This window comes from Dysgonomonas termitidis, from assembly GCF_054657735.1.
This window is the reverse complement of sequence record NZ_BAAHYD010000002.1, coordinates 3,595,907-3,613,902: the sequence shown is the minus strand read 5'-3', so window position 1 is coordinate 3,613,902 and position 17,996 is coordinate 3,595,907. Positions and strand designations below refer to the sequence as shown.

At 37.2% G+C, this 17,996-nt stretch carries 18 protein-coding genes; 1 reads left to right on the top strand and 17 read right to left on the bottom strand.

The features are described 5' to 3' along the window. Positions 1-24 precede the first annotated feature (24 nt). The 14 genes from ACYQ3L_RS19270 to ACYQ3L_RS19205 form a co-directional block, all read right to left on the bottom strand. Positions 25-1,050: an acyltransferase gene (locus tag ACYQ3L_RS19270; protein WP_379995519.1), complete on the bottom strand. Its 1,026-nt coding sequence runs from the start codon at positions 1,048-1,050 to the stop codon at positions 25-27. Further along, positions 1,047-1,514, bottom strand: coding sequence for a S24/S26 family peptidase (locus ACYQ3L_RS19265; protein WP_379995521.1), 468 nt, complete (start codon positions 1,512-1,514; stop codon positions 1,047-1,049). Before ACYQ3L_RS19265 ends, ACYQ3L_RS19270 begins: the two co-directional genes overlap by 4 nt. Further along, positions 1,511-2,386, bottom strand: a complete 876-nt coding sequence (locus ACYQ3L_RS19260) for a hypothetical protein (RefSeq protein ID WP_379995523.1) — start codon at positions 2,384-2,386, stop codon at positions 1,511-1,513. The genes ACYQ3L_RS19265 and ACYQ3L_RS19260 overlap by 4 nt, the downstream gene beginning before the upstream one ends. Before the next feature lie 23 nt (positions 2,387-2,409). Then, on the bottom strand, positions 2,410-3,525 hold the full coding sequence (locus tag ACYQ3L_RS19255; RefSeq protein ID WP_459952453.1) for a nucleotidyltransferase domain-containing protein: 1,116 nt from the start codon (positions 3,523-3,525) through the stop codon (positions 2,410-2,412). Positions 3,526-3,536: 11 nt separating this feature from the next. Next, positions 3,537-3,806, bottom strand: coding sequence for a PqqD family protein (locus ACYQ3L_RS19250; protein WP_379995527.1), 270 nt, complete (start codon positions 3,804-3,806; stop codon positions 3,537-3,539). An 88-nt stretch (positions 3,807-3,894) separates the two neighbouring features. Beyond that, positions 3,895-4,869 carry a hypothetical protein gene (locus ACYQ3L_RS19245; protein ID WP_379995530.1) on the bottom strand — a complete coding sequence of 325 codons (975 nt, stop codon included), beginning with the start codon at positions 4,867-4,869 and terminating at the stop codon, positions 3,895-3,897. A gap of 33 nt (positions 4,870-4,902) precedes the next feature. After that, positions 4,903-5,085 carry a hypothetical protein gene (locus ACYQ3L_RS19240; RefSeq protein ID WP_379995532.1) on the bottom strand — a complete coding sequence of 61 codons (183 nt, stop codon included), beginning with the start codon at positions 5,083-5,085 and terminating at the stop codon, positions 4,903-4,905. Positions 5,086-5,243: 158 nt separating this feature from the next. Next, positions 5,244-7,628 carry a GumC family protein gene (locus ACYQ3L_RS19235; protein WP_379995534.1) on the bottom strand — a complete coding sequence of 795 codons (2,385 nt, stop codon included), beginning with the start codon at positions 7,626-7,628 and terminating at the stop codon, positions 5,244-5,246. Positions 7,629-7,675: 47 nt separating this feature from the next. Next, a complete protein-coding gene (locus ACYQ3L_RS19230; RefSeq protein ID WP_379995536.1) occupies positions 7,676-8,407 on the bottom strand; it encodes a polysaccharide biosynthesis/export family protein in 732 nt (243 codons plus the stop codon). 30 nt (positions 8,408-8,437) lie between these two features. Beyond that, complete coding sequence (locus ACYQ3L_RS19225; RefSeq protein ID WP_379995539.1) at positions 8,438-9,592, bottom strand: DegT/DnrJ/EryC1/StrS family aminotransferase; 1,155 nt, start codon at positions 9,590-9,592, stop codon at positions 8,438-8,440. Between the two features lies 1 nt (position 9,593). Continuing rightward, positions 9,594-10,220, bottom strand: coding sequence for an acetyltransferase (locus tag ACYQ3L_RS19220; RefSeq protein WP_379995541.1), 627 nt, complete (start codon positions 10,218-10,220; stop codon positions 9,594-9,596). A 17-nt stretch (positions 10,221-10,237) separates the two neighbouring features. Further along, the gene (locus tag ACYQ3L_RS19215; protein ID WP_379995544.1) at positions 10,238-10,867 is read right to left on the bottom strand and encodes a sugar transferase; all 630 of its coding nucleotides are present in this window, start codon (positions 10,865-10,867) and stop codon (positions 10,238-10,240) included. Then, complete coding sequence (locus tag ACYQ3L_RS19210) at positions 10,857-11,954, bottom strand: glycosyltransferase family 4 protein (protein ID WP_379995546.1); 1,098 nt, start codon at positions 11,952-11,954, stop codon at positions 10,857-10,859. Before ACYQ3L_RS19210 ends, ACYQ3L_RS19215 begins: the two co-directional genes overlap by 11 nt. Continuing rightward, positions 11,954-13,015 carry an EpsG family protein gene (locus tag ACYQ3L_RS19205; RefSeq protein ID WP_379995549.1) on the bottom strand — a complete coding sequence of 354 codons (1,062 nt, stop codon included), beginning with the start codon at positions 13,013-13,015 and terminating at the stop codon, positions 11,954-11,956. The genes ACYQ3L_RS19210 and ACYQ3L_RS19205 overlap by 1 nt, the downstream gene beginning before the upstream one ends. A gap of 79 nt (positions 13,016-13,094) precedes the next feature. On the opposite strand from ACYQ3L_RS19205, the gene ACYQ3L_RS19200 reads away from it, so the two are divergent. Next, positions 13,095-13,919, top strand: coding sequence for an IS982 family transposase (locus tag ACYQ3L_RS19200; protein ID WP_459952367.1), 825 nt, complete (start codon positions 13,095-13,097; stop codon positions 13,917-13,919). A gap of 92 nt (positions 13,920-14,011) precedes the next feature. On the opposite strand, the gene ACYQ3L_RS19195 is transcribed toward ACYQ3L_RS19200, so the two are convergent. From ACYQ3L_RS19195 to ACYQ3L_RS19185, 3 genes are read right to left on the bottom strand one after another with little or no spacing between them, the layout of a single operon-like run. After that, on the bottom strand, positions 14,012-14,932 hold the full coding sequence (locus ACYQ3L_RS19195; protein WP_379993726.1) for a glycosyltransferase family 2 protein: 921 nt from the start codon (positions 14,930-14,932) through the stop codon (positions 14,012-14,014). After that, positions 14,893-16,014: a glycosyltransferase gene (locus tag ACYQ3L_RS19190; RefSeq protein WP_379993725.1), complete on the bottom strand. Its 1,122-nt coding sequence runs from the start codon at positions 16,012-16,014 to the stop codon at positions 14,893-14,895. The genes ACYQ3L_RS19195 and ACYQ3L_RS19190 overlap by 40 nt, the downstream gene beginning before the upstream one ends. Positions 16,015-16,052: 38 nt before the next feature. Then, entirely contained in the window at positions 16,053-17,993 is a 1,941-nt protein-coding gene (locus ACYQ3L_RS19185; protein ID WP_379993724.1) for an SDR family NAD(P)-dependent oxidoreductase, read from the bottom strand. Positions 17,994-17,996 lie beyond the last annotated feature (3 nt).

Here is a 17,996-nt window from a genome sequence, read left to right as displayed (position 1 = left end):
TCAGGTATTACCGTTTACATTAACCTATCCCACAATGTATTTGCTATAAGGCAAAAGTTTTATTAATTTTATTATGCCATACGAAATACCCAAGGATAATATTAATGAAAGAGATGATGTGATTATGGCGTGGTAATCCGTTACCCCGATATATCCGAGTAGATTCCGGACAATATTTCTGTTAACTAAAATATGTATCAGATATATTCCGTACGAGCAAGTAGCTATTTCGGTTATAATTCTGATGATTATTTTATTATCGAACCTGATGTCTTTAAAAAGCATAAAAACAGCATATACCATTAATGCAGTGGGTAATGATAGATTCTCTATGAAAAAACCGGCTGTAAGTATCCGCGTTTTGTAGCCAATAACAGCAACGATAAACAATGAAAACAGGATAACAAGTGGAATGACAATATTATGTTTTACAGTTCGCCCGGATGTGTGGTTGCGTAAGAGACTGCCTAATATCATAAAGCCAAGAAACCCTCCGAAACTATTGAGTATGAAATAATAACTTCCATTTACCGGCACCAATTTATTATCCAATAATATGCTCACTGAAGCTAAGGCAAGCGTTATAATCCATAAAAAGAGGAACAAACGCATTTCATTTCGTGTACTATTTAGCAGCCACTTCGAAATAATAGGAGCAAAAATATATAGTCCGGAAATTACATAGAAAAACCAATAAACACTTAAAACCGGTTTAAAAGGAATACATATTAAAGAGATACAAGTTTCGTCGAGCGAAACGAAATTTCTAAAATACCTGTAGATAACAATGGTACAAGACCAGAAGAGCAATGGCGGAAACACCCGCATAAATCTTTTTTTTAGGAACTCTTTAGCCGGTCTGCACACCGGTAATAATAAAGCTCCTGAAACGGCCAGAAAAAGTTCAGAGCTTGGAGAACAAATAAATGAGATAAAGGCATGGGTATAGCTTGTATCCGAGGTGTTTAAGGGAAGTGTACTATGTGTAAGTACGACAAATATACAAGCCACAGACCTTAATGTATCCAAATATTGCTCCCTTTTTTTCATAGTGTTATATAATGGATTATACCAAATCGCTTCAATTTAATAATACACATTAAATAATATTGGTATAAAGATCGCCGCAATCTGTCTTTAATGCGAGGGCTAAACTTTTTATAATCTATAATTTTGCCGGCTGGCGTAATGATGAATTCGACGATCGCAACTACGTCTTTTTCCTCAACATATTCTCTCACAGACGGAAGATTATCTCCCTGAAATATCAGATGATCTTCACTTATAGATATCAGCCGGTGCAGTATATATTTTCCCCTGTATCCAAAAAGCGCTATAGTCCCAATCCGTATCTGTTGTTGCCGGTATGGTATCAGTACAACTTTATGTTTCCCATTCACTAATGTAGGGTGCATACTTGTACCTTTGATCTTCAGTTCTACAGAATTTCCCGAATTGAGGATATCTTTGATATTACTAAAAAATAGATTATTAGGTATCTCTTTAGCATTCATCCCAACTGGTATATCATCGCGGAAGCAATTTCAGCAGCTTGTCTGTCGGGGCGACATTCAAGGCTATATATAGGTGTGGTTTTAACGATTTTGTCTATTATCTGGATCACTTTTTCCGAGAATGATTCATCATAAGCTAAAAAAGGAGGAAAAGACGGGTGTACAGCACCTATAGCCGTTAAGTTATCTCTATGGCTAATTTTGTTCTCGGAACATTGGGTAAGCCTGACTATTGCCTTTAGGGGAAGCATGGCTTGCCGGTAACAATGGACTTTGCCACTCCACGGGGAGCCGCAAACAAATATATTGTTATCTTTAACACACAATAATGGAGAATCGTCATTCAGCAAATAACAATTCTCAATATGCTGTAGCCATAATCTTGTATGTGTACTTTTGCCTGTTCCCGATTCTCCGAGGAATAGGACAGCTTTTGATTTTTTTACTATTGATGATGCATGCACCGGGATTACTTTCTTTTTTATTGCAGATACAGTAAACGCCACCCAAATGATATATTTGAGATACATGTCGCATGTGCAGGAAGATATAAAAACATCATCGCTTCGTGTATCGTGGAGAATGCCGGCTATTTTTCTACCGTCCCGGTGATACATTTCGTAAAGATATCCCTCTTTGCTTATTGAAAAAGAATGCTGTATATCCAATATCTTAAAACGATGTATAAAATTTATATTCTGTCGGTAAACATTATCCATATTCCTGTCAGTATAGATGTGTATATCTATGGTTAATGTCTCTTTATTCTCAATTTCAAATATTTTAAATCCGGGCAACCTTATTATTTTTTGCAGGGTATCTTCCCCACTCAGTTTTACATTCAATCCTGCGATGGAATATATTTTATTCATTCTAATTATACTATTCAGGGCTTCTACGCCTCTATTTCTTTTTTAACGCGGCGCCATCTCTTTTTCAGCAGATATAGAAAATAACTTTTGAGTTCCGGAAGTAAAAACTCGGAAAGATTTACTCTTCCTAAATATCTTTTATACAAATTATTCCTTCGAAAGAGATAGGCTATGACGCCAATAACCGGGACGTGTATAACAGGAGTCACTCTATATCTCATAATTGTTTTTAATATCATTAACTCTGCTTTTGTATCCATTTTTGGCGAGGCCATGAAGTATGGCCTGAACCCAAGTTTAAGGAAGCAAAAATCATTGATATGGCTTACAAAATCGTTTAAACCTAATTCGCATACCTGAGAAGACAACAACTCATAGTCTATATTATTCTTGTATTTACTAAAAAATATTGTCCAGTCGCATAGTTGCCTTATATTTGTATCCAAACAGCAAAAATGCCTGAACGTATGGCCTATAATGTACAAAGCTGCCGCCTGTGGAGGTAGCTGAAAGATATTGTTCTCATTTATAGAGATATAAGATTCTTCGGAGAGCATACCTTTGAGTATATTCTCCATTTTCTGATACAATTGTCTTTCTCTTCGAAACGTCAAAGAAGTATCGAAAAATGTATAATGGTTTTCTATAGGAATCCCATCTATGAAAAAAGTTGTATGTTTAGGTATACCTTTTTCTTTTCTTACACCCAGGGTTTCAAGCAGGTTGTCAACCTGTCCGGCCTTTTCTAATAAGCAAATGTCTATATCACCGCTTTCCCTGAGAGATGGGACGGGATACAGTTCTGCAATAGTAATGCCCTTTATTAAAACAAGCTTCAGATTATTATTAAAGAATAAACCGGATAATTTTGTTATCACTTCTTTATAATGGTCATACCTTTCTTTACCTTTTACCACGTTTACGCACCAACGCAATTTGAGGTTGCGGGGAGGTTGTAAACTTGCCGGCAAATATTGTATTCCCTCATAAGAAAGTAACAGTACCCCTTGTCGTATTGAAAGATTAAATAATTGTTTCCAATTTTCATTCTTATTATTTTTAAGTACGTGAGAGGAGTACTCAACCTCATCTTTGTTCATGTTGAGGCTAAGTTTGAGCAGTAAAAAAAGCATTTCCATTAAATGTATTATTACTGTTCTATAAATCCATTCCGGACTAATGCATCAATCCACAGGCTGGCATCTCTAACTGCGAGTTCTTCTCTTACTCCAAATTCTTTGATAAGTGTAGACGCTATCTGGTCTTTTGTAAATTCCTTATCCCTATACAGGTTCCATAATAATAGGGCTGTTTCGTTTAATGAAACTATTTTGGTGGTATCAATGCCGTATGTACCTTGTAAGAGTATTATATTCTCGTCCCCAACAGACTGAACTCTAAATCCTTCCCGAATTCTCATACTGATATAGTTTATATACGACTATAAAGGATCATTACTATTGCAATAACAGTATTGACCCTTTATAGTATAATTTTTTTAATAGTTATTATCTAACAATCTTTTTATAATCGAATCCTAAAACATTTAACCCGACAGGATTCAATCCGGTCGCTACCTGGCTACCTTCCATTTGCAATTGAATATTCTCTTGATAATAAAAATATACGGTTGCTATATACTCGAAACTGTCATTTGTAGGAAAAGCAAAGATAGGGATTGGAAAAGATTTTAATCCCGCATTTTCCTGCATAAGCTCTCTTATGGTACGTTCGTTTATATTCACTGTAGTAGACATGAAATCCACTTTCCCGGATTCATCATCCATATTTATTATACATTCATTGAGGTCCTCCACATTACTGTTTGTTCCAAGTAAATTCAAATCAAATTCAACTTTTGTATAAAATGGTTTTGAATTTACCGCCTTAATCTCAAACACAACCTTATCGCATATTTTATTTAAAAATTCTTCGTCTTCAGTCTCCCTCAAACTGACTCTGGCCTCAATCATTGAAGTCAAATGGTGAAACTGGAATAATTTCGGATCATCTGGATTTTCGGCGTTAAACTCAACAGGGATAGCTATCATAGGACAATATGTACCGAAATAAGCCGAACTTAGATTTAGCAAATCTTCAGTTATATTAAGATTTTCCCTTTCGACAGCAAGAATATGACCATCTTGCAATACACAATTAGATTTTGTAGAAACATGATATGCCCTGTAAATTTTTTTCCCTTGGCCGGCTTTCAATGTTCCTTTGAATTCAGCCGATCTCTGTGCCGTCGTACCTCCATAAGTAAATGTTCTGGGAGCTCCATCTACATCTATTATTTTTACTTCATCGTCAATATTCCATGTCGTTGTGCCCCCAGGTTCTATTATACTTTTAAGGCTCCTTGATTCGGAACCGATCGTCACATTCACATAATCATCTGAAGTGGTCTCCGTTTCATCACTCTGAGAACACGACCACAAATTGATAATTAGAATTAAAGCTACAAATATTACTTTTTTCATTGCCTTCAAATTTTTATACTATTAATTTAAAAATTAAAAATCACCCATTGTACTGCCGCCGTCTCTACTACCGAAGCTATTTGTTGTAAAGTCGTGAGCCGCCCCTTTAATTTCAGTTCCGGTTGACATCGCAAAGCCTTCTTCTACATCCACCTCAATAATCTCAATAAGAGGTGATACATACTCTTTTTTCAAATCTTCACTGTTCTTTTTCATTTTTTTTTCTTTTTGGTTAATAATTTTCTTTATAAGAATCTTCATAAAATAATTACTCGAAAATTGAAGGAATTCGTATTGTATGAAGATTTTATAGGTTTTCTCTTCGTTATAATCGAAATAAGTTTTTCAGATAAAAAATAGCAACTTTCCGGCTCTTACTTTTTCCCATAATTGATGTATCCATATCCATAACTATAACCTTCCCCTAATCCACCCATTCCATAAATCGACTTTTTCTTGAAATTCACGGCATTTAGCATAAGCATGACTGAATTAAGACTGCCTTCCCGGATTATATTATTCAGAGTATCGATGATGGAGAATCTGGTGTAGCCATATCTTAAAATATACAGCGTGCAATCGACATATTTACTGATAATAAACCCGCTGGATACTGCCAGGAATGGAGCCGAATCAATTATTATATAATCATATTCATCCCTCAATTTATCTAATGTTTCGCCAAACAAAGGCAGAGAAAGTAGTTCGCTGGGTTTTAACGGTATCGGACCGGCCGGAATAATATCTAAGTTTTCGGCGTCTTCATGTTGAATTATACTATTATGTATATCTTTTTCCATTCCTGCCAGGTATGTAGACAGGCCTGCCTTATTACTGTCTATGTTCAGATATTTGCTAAGCGCGGGCTTATGAAGATCAGCCCCTATGAGTAATACCTTTTTTCCTAAATATGCCAAAGACAAAGCCATATTGATAGAAATAAAGCTCTTACCTTCCCATGGACCGGATGAGGAAATCTGCAAAATTAGCCCTCCTTGTTTTCTCTTATTAATTCCAATATTTTCTAATTTAGACCGTAACATTCGAAAACTTTCAGTAAGAGGGTCTCGGCCGGCATCGGTCACTATCTGGGCTTTCATTGGCGACTTCTTGTTTTTTAAAGCCGAGGGTACCACTCCTAATAAAGGAATGTCGGTACGGTCGATAATATCTTTTTCGAAAAGGATCTTATCCCGTAGGAGATTCATTACAAATACTATTAATATAGGAATAACAAGTGCCAGAACGAAGGCAAGTATGTAAATATCCTTTCCTCTGGGGAAGACCGGGTCGTTTGGACCGAAGGCCTTATCTACAACATAAGCTTCATCAGATAATGATGACAGCATCAGTAATGCTTCTTCCCTCTTTTGTTGCAAAAGAATATAAAGCGGCTCCTTTACCTGCTGTAAATGCGACATACGTGTCAGGGCCAACTGTTTTGACGGCATCGTTACTAATTTGCGTTGATTCTGGTTTTGTTGTTGAGCTATAGATTGCAGCCGAAGTTCATGACTGTCTTCCAGGTTATCAATTGATTGTATGATGTTCCCTTTCAATGCAGCTAATAAATCGCTTGTAGATTGAACCTTAGGATTATTCTCGCTGGACCCGGCCAACATTCTGTTCCGGTCGATAACAAGCTGGTTATATTGCGAAATTGACGAGTTTAATGTAGCATCTATAATACCTATATTAACTGGGATGAGTTGGTAAGTATCGCCCTGAAAAGATTCTTTGATACTTTTTAGTAAACTAAATTGTAAAGAGAGCTCATTTAACCGGTCTTTATAACTTTGGCTGGAGGTTACTGCTATCTGGGATTGCGAATTAAGATCGAGCAATCCGTTGGCAGCCTTATAATCTGTATATGATCCTTCGACTTCCTTCAGTTCTTCTTCCAATCCGATAATCCGTTCATCAAGGAATGATATTGTACTTAGGATACTTTGGCTGTCATTTTCCTTAGTCAGGATATTATATTCATCAATCAATATATTCAATATATCTTCTGCCCGCTTCGGATGTTTTTCTTTTAATGAGATGATTAAAGCATCCGGTTGTTGTATGGAGGATATAATCTCAAGAGACGAAACCAACTCTCGGGCAGTTTTTTCTATACCGGAATGTGTAATACGCATCTTTCCTTTTTGTCCGGATAGATCAGTTTCGTTCTTTGCCATAAATTTCATATCACCTATAGAAGTATTGATTATTTGTCCTAATTCAACTGTTTTTACAGATAAGAGCGCAGGAGTATTATTGACTAGCAGGGTGTCTATCTGTATTTCTTTATCCCCCGGGAAAGATATTTCCATATTGATATTGGCAATTTCCTGTCCCTCTGCCGGACTAAATAAGAATTTTATCGGAGAACTGGTATATTTCTCTGTGTCAACAAAATGACCGATATTGAAATATCTTACATTAAACTCTCCCGCTTCAACAACCCGGCTCATCAATTTCACAGATCTCAGAATGAATGTTTGATTTTCATAACTTGTCTTATTTTCAACACCTAAAGCATTTGAAATCAATTGATAATTATCTGAATATTGGTTTTGTTGGTTTTTGAGCACAACCGTAATATTCTTTTTATAGATCGGTGCAGTATAACTGAGATAGACATAAGCTCCTGCCAGGCACACTATTACCGACAATAATAATATATACTTCATATTCCATATAATGATGCGTATTTTTCGAAAGTCGATTTTCGTTAGTTGCCCTTTGTCCTTCAAGAATTCTCTATCAATCATGCTTGTCTCAGAATATTTTTATTAATAGTTTAAACCGTAATATTTAATCAATTACTCATTATTAATGCCACCAATGATACTATTAAACCTAAAGAGGATGTAACTACAGGCAAAAAGGAAGATTGACTGGAACCTGAGAATGCCCTCGAGGATGAAGGAGTTACATAGATAACATCGTTTTGACATAGGTAATAATATGGAGAAGAAAGAATATCAGTCTTGCGAAGGTCGATTTTTATGTGTTCATATTTACCATTTATTTCCCGGATCAACAGTATATCGTTTCGTTTGGCCCCGAGAGTAAGATCTCCGGCCATGCCCAAGGCTTGTAAAATAGTTGTCTTTTCGCTTTCCATGGTGAATGTGCCTGGTGTACGTACTTCTCCTAATACTGTTACTTTATAGTTCATAAATGATACGTTCACAATAGGATTCTTTATATCTTTGGATATTTGAGCGGTAAGTTCATTTGACAGTTCACGCAAAGTGAGTCCCTCAACCCGCATCTTCCCTAATACAGGAATATTGATGAAACCGTTTATATCCACCAGATAAGACTTTCTATCACTATTATATGGTGAAATAACATCTTTATCCGGACCCGATACAACGATATTAAGCAAATCGTCTTTCTTTATTTGGGGTTCGTAATTTTCATAAGCAGTGAGATCATGCTTCTTGTCTATATCCTGAAAGTAAGCTACTCTCTTCGATGAAGCGCACGAACACGATATCACTGCGATACATGTCCCAATAAGTAATTTTGAGGCTATTCCCATAATATATTTCTTAAGTATTAAAAATTGAGATTATTGACATTTGTGATTTTGTATGCGTTTCTTCAATTCTGCCACCACTCTTTCTATATCCTCATTTGTTAGTGACGGGCCGGAGGGCAGGCAAAGCCCGATCTGGAAAAGTCCCTCAGAAGTACCGTCTGTATATGCAGGATAAGACTCAAATACGGGTTGAGTATGCAATGGTTTCCATAGCAGCCGCGATTCTATATTTACAGAATCAAGGTGCAAGCGTATATTATCGGCTGTTATATTCAATAGCTCGCTGTTGACGGTGATGCAGGTTAGCCAATAGTTCGAATTATATGTTCTCCTGTTGCATTGCATGACAGATATCCCTTTTACATCTGCTAATAATTCCGAATAGAGAGAATGAATTTCACGCCTTCGCAATAAATGTCCGGGCAATACCTTCATCTGTCCCCGGCCTATACCTGCACAAATATTACTTAACCTGTAATTATAGCCTATTTCCTTATGATGATAATAGGGCTTGTTTTCTTTTGCCTGAGTGGCAAGAAAAATAGTTTGTTGCGCTCGTTCGCGGCTTTTACAGACCAATGCCCCGCCCCCAGAAGTAGTTATAATCTTGTTCCCGTTGAACGACAGTACGCCATATTCGCCAAATGTGCCACATTTTCGGCCCTTGTATTCAGATCCTAATGCCTCAGCGGCATCCTCTATCAGCGGTATATTATATGTTGAGGAGATGGTGGTGATTTCATCCATTTTTGCAGGCATACCATAGAGGTCTACGATAATAATAGCTTTGGGGTATTTCCCTGTTTTTATCTTTCGGTCAATGATAGCTTTTTCCAGCAGCGTGGGAGATATATTCCATGTTTCGGGTTCGCTGTCTACAAATATAGGTGTTGCATTCTGATATATGATGGGATTGGCTGAAGCCGAAAATGTAAATGATTGGCATATAACTTCATCACCTAATCCGACACCCAATTGCACCATAGCCAGATGTAATGCTGCTGTTCCGGCGCTAAGGGCTGTTACATGGCAATTTTCACCCAGATAGTCCTTTAGGTCTTGCTCGAATCCGGTAACATTGGGCCCGAGGGGAGCTATCCAATTCTTATCAAAGGCATCATGGATATATTGCTGCTCTTGTCCTCCCATTTGGGCAAGGGACAACCATATTTTTTTCAGTTCCATATTATTTAATTGTTTTTGCAGGTACTCCGGCAACTGTTTGTCCGGGTTCAACATCTTGTATCAGCATTGCCTGACCACCTATTATACTCCTGTTGCCAATTTTGATTTTTTGTATAGTACAGCATCCAATACCCAGATCGGCTTTCTCTCCGATTTTTGTGTGTCCGGCAAGGTTGACTCCGGGTGCTAATGTAGAAAAACGGCCTATTGTTACATTATGTCCGACAGAACATCCGGCGTTAATGGTTACAAAATCCTCTATTTCAGTTTCGAAATCGACAGTACTATTTGGATATATCAATATTCCACGTCCTGTTTTCACCTTTTTAGATATCCATGCATCACGGGAAATAAAATTGGGGAAAGTGATATCATAAGACATCATTTTCTTTAAAATTTCTTCCTTTGCTTTAGGGGAACTTATCGCAATAATCATATGTAGATTATTTCTTTTATTTGATTGCAAATAGTCTGTACCGAATACAGGTATTCCGCAAAGTTGAGATCCAACCTTGTTGATGTCTTCATCCATAAAACCAAGTATATTGTATTTATTATCAAACATATGTTTATTGTAAACGATATGTTTCCCCAGATCTCCTGCTCCGAAAACAATTAAGTTTTTCATATTGAATTATTGGTTCTTTATTGCAATTTCGACTTTGTTTTGTGATAGAATACGTCAAACGGTATCATGGTGATATTCTCTTCTGCATTTATCCCATCACGTGCTACTATTTTTTTTATGGTCATCCATCCGACTTTGATGTCGGTTTTTAAGTTTATATTATTTACATACCATATATCATATTCAAATTTTTGTCTCCACGAAATGGTATTGCGTCCCTTAACCTGTGCCCATCCGGTTATTCCCGGCCTCACTTTGTGCCGGCTGCCTTGCTCTGATGTGTATAACGGGAGATATTCTTTCAATAATGGACGCGGACCGATAAAGCTCATGTCGCCACGTAAGACGTTTATTATTTGAGGTAATTCATCTATAGAAGTCGACCTGATAAATCTTCCGGCCTGATGTATCCTTTCCATATCAGGTAATAAATTCCCATTTTCATCCCGTTTATCATTCATCGTTTTGAACTTGATTATTTTAAATATCTTTCCTTTCCGGCCAGGCCGTTGCTGAACAAAAAAAGGAGATCCGTGATTGACTATAGCTAATACCACTCCTGTGATAAATAATACCGGGAATATTAATATAAGACCAGTGACAGCCCCTATGATATCGAAAAAACGTTTAAAAAACCTACGATACATTCTGGTAAAAATGTAATAATGCGTCCCAGACATTCCAATGTGAAAATTTTTCAGCAATGTGCACCCTGGCTTTTAGGCCCATTTCTTTTCTTAAAACCAGATTTTCTGATAGCAATTTCATCGCTTCGTATAGATGATCTGCATTACGGGGTTCAACTAATAATCCGGTTATTCCGTTTATAATAATTTCATTACATCCGCATATATCTGTCGCTATGGTAGGAAGACCCATTGCTCCGGCCTGTAAAGGCGTATTGGGGAAACCTTCCCGGTGCGATGGTAATACCAATACATCTGCATCTGCGAGATATGGACGTATATCTTCTTTAAATCCGACACTTGTTACTCCTTTTCCTTCTCTGACCCATTTATAACAGTCTTCATTTAATGGATTAAGGTTTTGTTCGAAAGGGCCGACAATAATCAACTCAGCATTGTTTAGCCGCTCGAAGGCCTCTTTCAATTCTTCTATTCCTTTATCGCGGACCACCCGCCCTACAAAAATAAAGCGTGTAAAAGACCTTTCAAAAGTGGAAGGCACAGGCTTAAAATACTCGAGATCCACTCCATTTATATTACCATTTGCCAATACCGCCGATAGCTTGTTTGTTATTGAATGCGTTATCAGTTCTTTCCTTATACCCTGGCCTTCTGGTATGACATTTGTCGCAGCCATACAAGTCAACCTATCCATTGTTTTCAGTAACATACTTACGGCTCTTTTTCTCCAGGGAAAAATGAGTCCGGTGAAAGTATGTATCCGGACCGGTACATTTGCGGCTTTCGCCGCCACCATGGATAACAATCCGGCTTTAGGAGTTAACGAATGTACTATATCCGGCTTTTCTCTCCGGAAAAGAAAATATAATTTAATTAATGACTTTAAGTCTTCCAACAAAGATATCTTGCGTTCTATCTTAAGTTCAACAGTACGCACACCTTCACGTTCCGATATTTTCCTATGTATTATTTCATTGGGTGATGCTACAGCTATAACTTCGTAATAATTATTGAAAAATTTAAGCTGTCCGCGCAACAATACATCAAGAGAGATAGGCGCTGCGGCTATACGCATTAGTTTTTTCATTATTTAATAAATGTCAGATAAAACGTATATGAATAGGAAATAATCACAATATATCCGATTTTGACGGATTGATCATTCCAGAACTTTTTCATAAAGAACGGATAGATCAATATCAGAGGCATTAGAAACCATGATATTTGTGCAAAACGGTTAGAAAAACTCGCTCTGATAATAATGATCCAAAAAGCATTGGTCATCAGGTAAATGTTAAATAACCAGATGTAAAATATATCGGTATATTTTTCTTTGAATATAAAGTAATAACCTGCTGCGACCGGAATTGAGCTGTATAACAGAAAATCCCATCTGAATCCTTTATTGCTGAATACACTTTGGGTATTATCGCCTGCTATATAGCTTGCAAAACGGTCATCTTCAATGAGGTTGCTACCTGCTATCATATCAGCAAACAAATTTCCTGATATCAGAGATATGAGAATGCATGCCAACCAAATGGATAAATATATTTTTGAATCCTTTGCAAAAAATGCTACTCCGCCAGCTGCCAGCGTAAGATACATGGAATTGTGGATTCCTGCTCCCAAAAAACATAATATTACCAACCAAACAGGGTTTTGCCTGAAAGTAAATGCCAGAATTATAATTGATGCAGCCATCCCGTTTCGAACACCATTAACACCATAACTCCAAAAAGTAAACATCCCTATTGCCACTATAAACGGTATCAGGTAATCTTCTTTGAATATACGTACCAAAGCCCACCAAAGCGTGCCCACATAAACAGTAGAACAAAACAAAAAGAAAGTATGGATATTGCCGTTCTTGGCAAACCAAAACATTATGGTGTTGAACACCCATTCGCCATCATTTAGTATGTGGAACTGACTGTCACTCAACTGTAGCCTGTGAAATGAAATTGCATAGGCCTGCGTATCTCCGAAGACAGATGATACAGGGCGTAAGCCCATATATATAATCACCACGATAACAATTATAATTCCTATAATATTATTTACACCCCGTATCTCCGGATTGAATAATTTGCCCGAGAAGCTTTCCAATACAGCAATAATAATTAAAGCAAATACTAAGTAATTCAAGTTGCTATTTATAGAATTATCCAATAAAAAAGGTCAATCCCTTAACTTTGCGGTGCTAACACACAAAAAAGGACTGACCATGGTTACAAAAACCATTGCAATATACGTATTTTTTGATGATATATTGAAATCGATGAACCACAAAGAGCCTGAGAGCCGTAAGACCAGTGATGCGGAAATCATTACGGTAGTTCTGATTGCCGCCCAGTATTTTGCAGGCAATATAGAGAAATCCATCTGTTTTGTCCGTTCTACCGGATTGATGCCTCGTATGCTTGGCAAAAGCCGCTTCAACCGCAGGTTGCACAATATAGGAGAATTTCTTAGCCAACTCTTTTTCTATACAGGCCAGGCAATAAAGGGTATGAGCCTTGAGACAACTTATAGCATCGATAGCTTTCCTGTAGAGGTCTGCCATAATATACGCATAAGTAGATCCAGGATTGTCAAAGGGGAACAATACCGAGGTAAATGTGCTTCCAAACGTGTTTATTTTTATGGTTTTAAAGTTCATATGATAGTTACTTCGGATGGTATTCCCGTAGAATTTACCTTTACAGCAGGCGGAATCCATGATATTGACGGTATAAAACAATTGCCGGTCAACCTGCCTGATGGAAGTCAACTTCTGGCTGATTCCGCTTACACTGATTATTTGCTTGAAGACATGCTGGCCGATAATAATATTTATCTGAAAGCTGCCAGGAAAAGTAATTCCACAAAGCCGCATAATCCGTGTATGGAATATCTGATATCTATTCACAGAAAGCGGATTGAAACAGCTTTTAGTGATATTACCAAGTATTTGCCTAAGAAAATTCATGCCGTCACTCAAAAGGGGTTCTTGATTAAACTTATTGCTTTCATTTGGGGATATACTTTTGATAAAATTTACAATCTATAAATAGCAACTTAAATTAAGTAGTTGAAAAGATCAGTATATAATTGTATTGGGATAGAATCTAACATATATATTGCACGTAAAAAGTATCGTACTTATTTTGGAGTTATCAGCCGGCAGTGTTTATATTGATATAAAAGATAGATATACAATACAAATCCGAAAGGAAGAGCCAAAACCGTTGTTATCTTTTTGGGCGATTCTTTTATAAATTGCGTGTTTTTACAAATAATGCTCGAACTTACATAATGTATAACCTCGATGAATCTTCGTATACGTGAAGGGTGGTGTATCATCGATTCTTTCCGGATAAAAGCGAATCCACGCGGATTACGGAAATATTGACGATACATATTCATGGAAGATCCATCTGTCTGATAATCAACATAGCACAGGGTCTTATTCATTGTCAATAATTCATATTTCAAATCGATAAGTTCGTATTTATAGGCTAATCCTACATATTTTTCGTCTTTAAAGACCGGATATTCCGGTATACTTTTTATTACAGATGTGCGATATACGAGTTTTTTATCTCCACGGCCTCCCCGCATATAAAAACCGGTAAGTGTGGTTCTCTGAACCGAAAACCCAGTGCCGATTATGTCCCCGTTATATTTTGCATTCAGTCCTATTATTCCTGCGTATTTGTCGGAGCCGTCTTTTAGCCATTTATCAATGATCAGTTCTACCGTGTTATCAGCCAGGTAGTCATCCGAGTCTATACATGTGTTTAATTCGGTATTTATCAGCCGGTAAGCTGTATTATGAGCTCCATGCATTCCTTGGTTTTCCTGATAATGATATTCAATGGTAATTTTATCTTCCGCCATCCAGCTTCTGACTAAAACGGCTGTTGAATCGGTAGAACCATCGTCGATTATTAGCCATTTAAAGTCTGAAGATGTCTGACGCAATAAACTCCTATAACATAATTCCAGAGTATGGGCACGGTTATAGGTAGGGGTAAATACCGTTAATATCGGCTTTCTCTTATATATAGGTCTTGAAGCCATTCTGCATTTCTATTTATATCGAATCCTGCATCTGTAATTTCTTGCATTCGGTTTTTGCGTTCATAGCCTGTTATGCTTTGCAATACTCTTTCTGCCCATTGGCCGGCGGTAAGCTTTAGCGATAAAGATTCTACGAGTTCAGGTATTATTGTACCTTCTTCTGATACGGATGTTGAGTTTATTATCTTCAACCCCGAAGCCTGTGCTTCTAATTGAGCGACGCTTAACCCTTCAAAAAGGGAAGGGAATAAGAATAGATCCATTCCTTGTAACAGATCGGGAATATCGGCCCGGCTTCCCATTATCTTTACTTTATTCTTTAATCCGAGTTGTAATACTTTTTCTTTTACCCTCTTTTGTAATTCGCCTCCACTTCCGACAAGCACGAGTAATGCTGAAGACTCGCAGCGGGCCACTATGGAAAATATATCCAACAGAAAGAGGTGATTTTTTTGATAAGAGAATCTCGATATATTACCTATGACTAATTTGCCTTCCCATCCATAGCTGACCCGTATCTCTTTTCTTTTTACAGGATTAAATACGAAGCGGCAGGTATCTATCGCATTAGGAAATAATATGGCCTTCTCCATTAACGGTTTTCCAAACAGCCATTTAGCAGAACCCTGGCTGCATGTAAAATAATGAGTGAGGTAAGGGCGCATTCTCCATTTTAGTATATTCCTTACAGGAGTCTTTATATCTAAGCCGTGAGGTTCGTTATGTGCGTGTGCTGCAATAAAAGGAAGGCCTCGTCTATGAGCTTCTTTATATATATAATATCCTAATTCGGAACAATGTCCGTGTATTATTTTATATTCGCGGTGCAAATCGAAGAAATCCGATATATACCTTTTATATGATGGTATACGTAATAATTTCAGAGGAGGAAATCTGTATATCCTGCATCCCATTTTTTCTACTTCATCGTCATATGCTCCTTTTTCGGAACGATGCACAATAAAATCGAATATTACCTTAGAACGGTCTATTCTTCGAAGGTAATTGATCACCATAGTTTCGGCTCCCCCTCTGTTGAGAATAGTGAAAAGCATTAATACCCTGATTGGCTTATCTTCCATTGCCCGCGAATTTTAAGTTTTCTTGATTATAACGCTATTTATTCGTACATGACAAGTTCTTCTTTGTCAAAAGCCTCAAATTTCGAATTACTACTCTTAAATTCCGGGACGATGAGTTTCATCATACGCACAGTATCAACTTTCTCCGTTCTTTTTGCGTACTTCATCAGTTTTATTATTTTTATTTTTAGCTCCTTTTCGTCTATTCTATCAGCCTTAGCTATCCGTATCTTTTGATTTTTAGTAATTTGGGTTGATTCGTCATCGGTCAATAATTCTTCATACAGTTTCTCCCCCGGACGCAGGCCTGTATATTCTATTTTTATATCTTCGTCCGGGATAAGTCCCGAAAGTAATATCATTTTGCGGGCAAGGTTGTCAATTTTGACTTGCTCCCCCATATCGAAAACGAAAATTTCTCCGCCCCGGCCCATCGTTGCTGCCTGCAATACCAACCGGCAAGCTTCGGGGATTGTCATAAAATAACGTATCATATCGGGATGAGTGACCGTCACGGGTCCTCCATATGCTATTTGCTGCCTGAACAGGGGAATGACCGAACCATTACTCCCCAGTACATTACCAAAACGGACAGTGATAAACTGGGTATAGAACATATTGTTCATCCCTTGTATGCACAACTCTGCTATGCGTTTAGTAGCCCCCATTATACTAGTGGGATTCACCGCCTTGTCAGTGGATATCATTATAAATTTCTCCACATTATTGAATTGCGAATGGCGTGCAATGTTTATGGTTCCCCCGATATTGGTGAGAACCCCTTCGCAAGGATGCTCTTCTATTACAGGAACATGCTTATATGCTGCTGCGTGAAATACAAGGTTGGGTTTATGTTGCTTGAATATATCTTTGATTCTTGTATCTGAACGGACATCACAGAGTATAAATGTTATACTCTGTTTTGGAAATTTCTTCAGCATTTCAAGTTCTAAATTATGTAAAGGCGTTTCGGCTATATCCAAAAGAATTAATTCCTTCACGCCGAAACCTGCCAGTTGTATCGAAATCTCGCATCCGATAGAGCCTGCCGCGCCCGTTACCAATACAACTTTTTCACTTACTTCACTGGAAACGGCTTTTACATCTATAGTTATTTCATCCCGTTGTAAAAGATCTTCTATCTCTATGTTTTTTATTTGCTGGAGCAGGTTTTGCTTATTCATTAATTGTATTTTGCCACTCATCAGCATTTGTATATTGTGTTCCATGCAACTGTATACGAGTTTATCGGATTCATGATTGAAGTCTGCATTATTGGTAAACACAATATGGGTTATTTTCCGTTTAACGGAAAGTAATAGTTTATCTAAATCTCCGTCCCATGTATAGACTTGGAATCCTGCGACCTGAAATCCTTTTCTCCGGTGTATCCGGCTTAGTATCCCGACTACCTTATACGGAACCTCATCATTGTTATTTATCAGAGAAGCCAGAAGAGGAACATTTTTGTTATCTCCATATATGAGGACATTATTGACTTGTTTGTCATCCCAATTTACTATAGAGTAATATATACTGACTATAAATACCCGGAAAGAGATCATAAAGAATGAGGAGATAAATAAATCTAATATACAGCAGATAAGACTATATTTTACACTTAAGAATTCTTGTTTTATGACAATTAATGAAAGCAGCGAGCATTTGACAATCAATAAAAAGAATATACGGTTCAGTTCCCTAAGCCTCGAAAATCTTATACTTGTTTTATAGACTCTGAATAAAAAGAATAATATAATGGAAATGATGGCAGTCAAAGCCATCATAAACTCCCAATAGGTCATTATCCCGTTTTTCCCCAGTATAAACCAGACAAGCTGTAAAGCACATAGTGTACCGAAAGATGATAAAAATAAATCGATGACAAAAACAATACTCCGGTTGAGATATTGTATACTGCGTAATTTATTTTTATAATTTATGTTGATAGAAAAGAATATTTTTTTTAGTGATAGCATCTT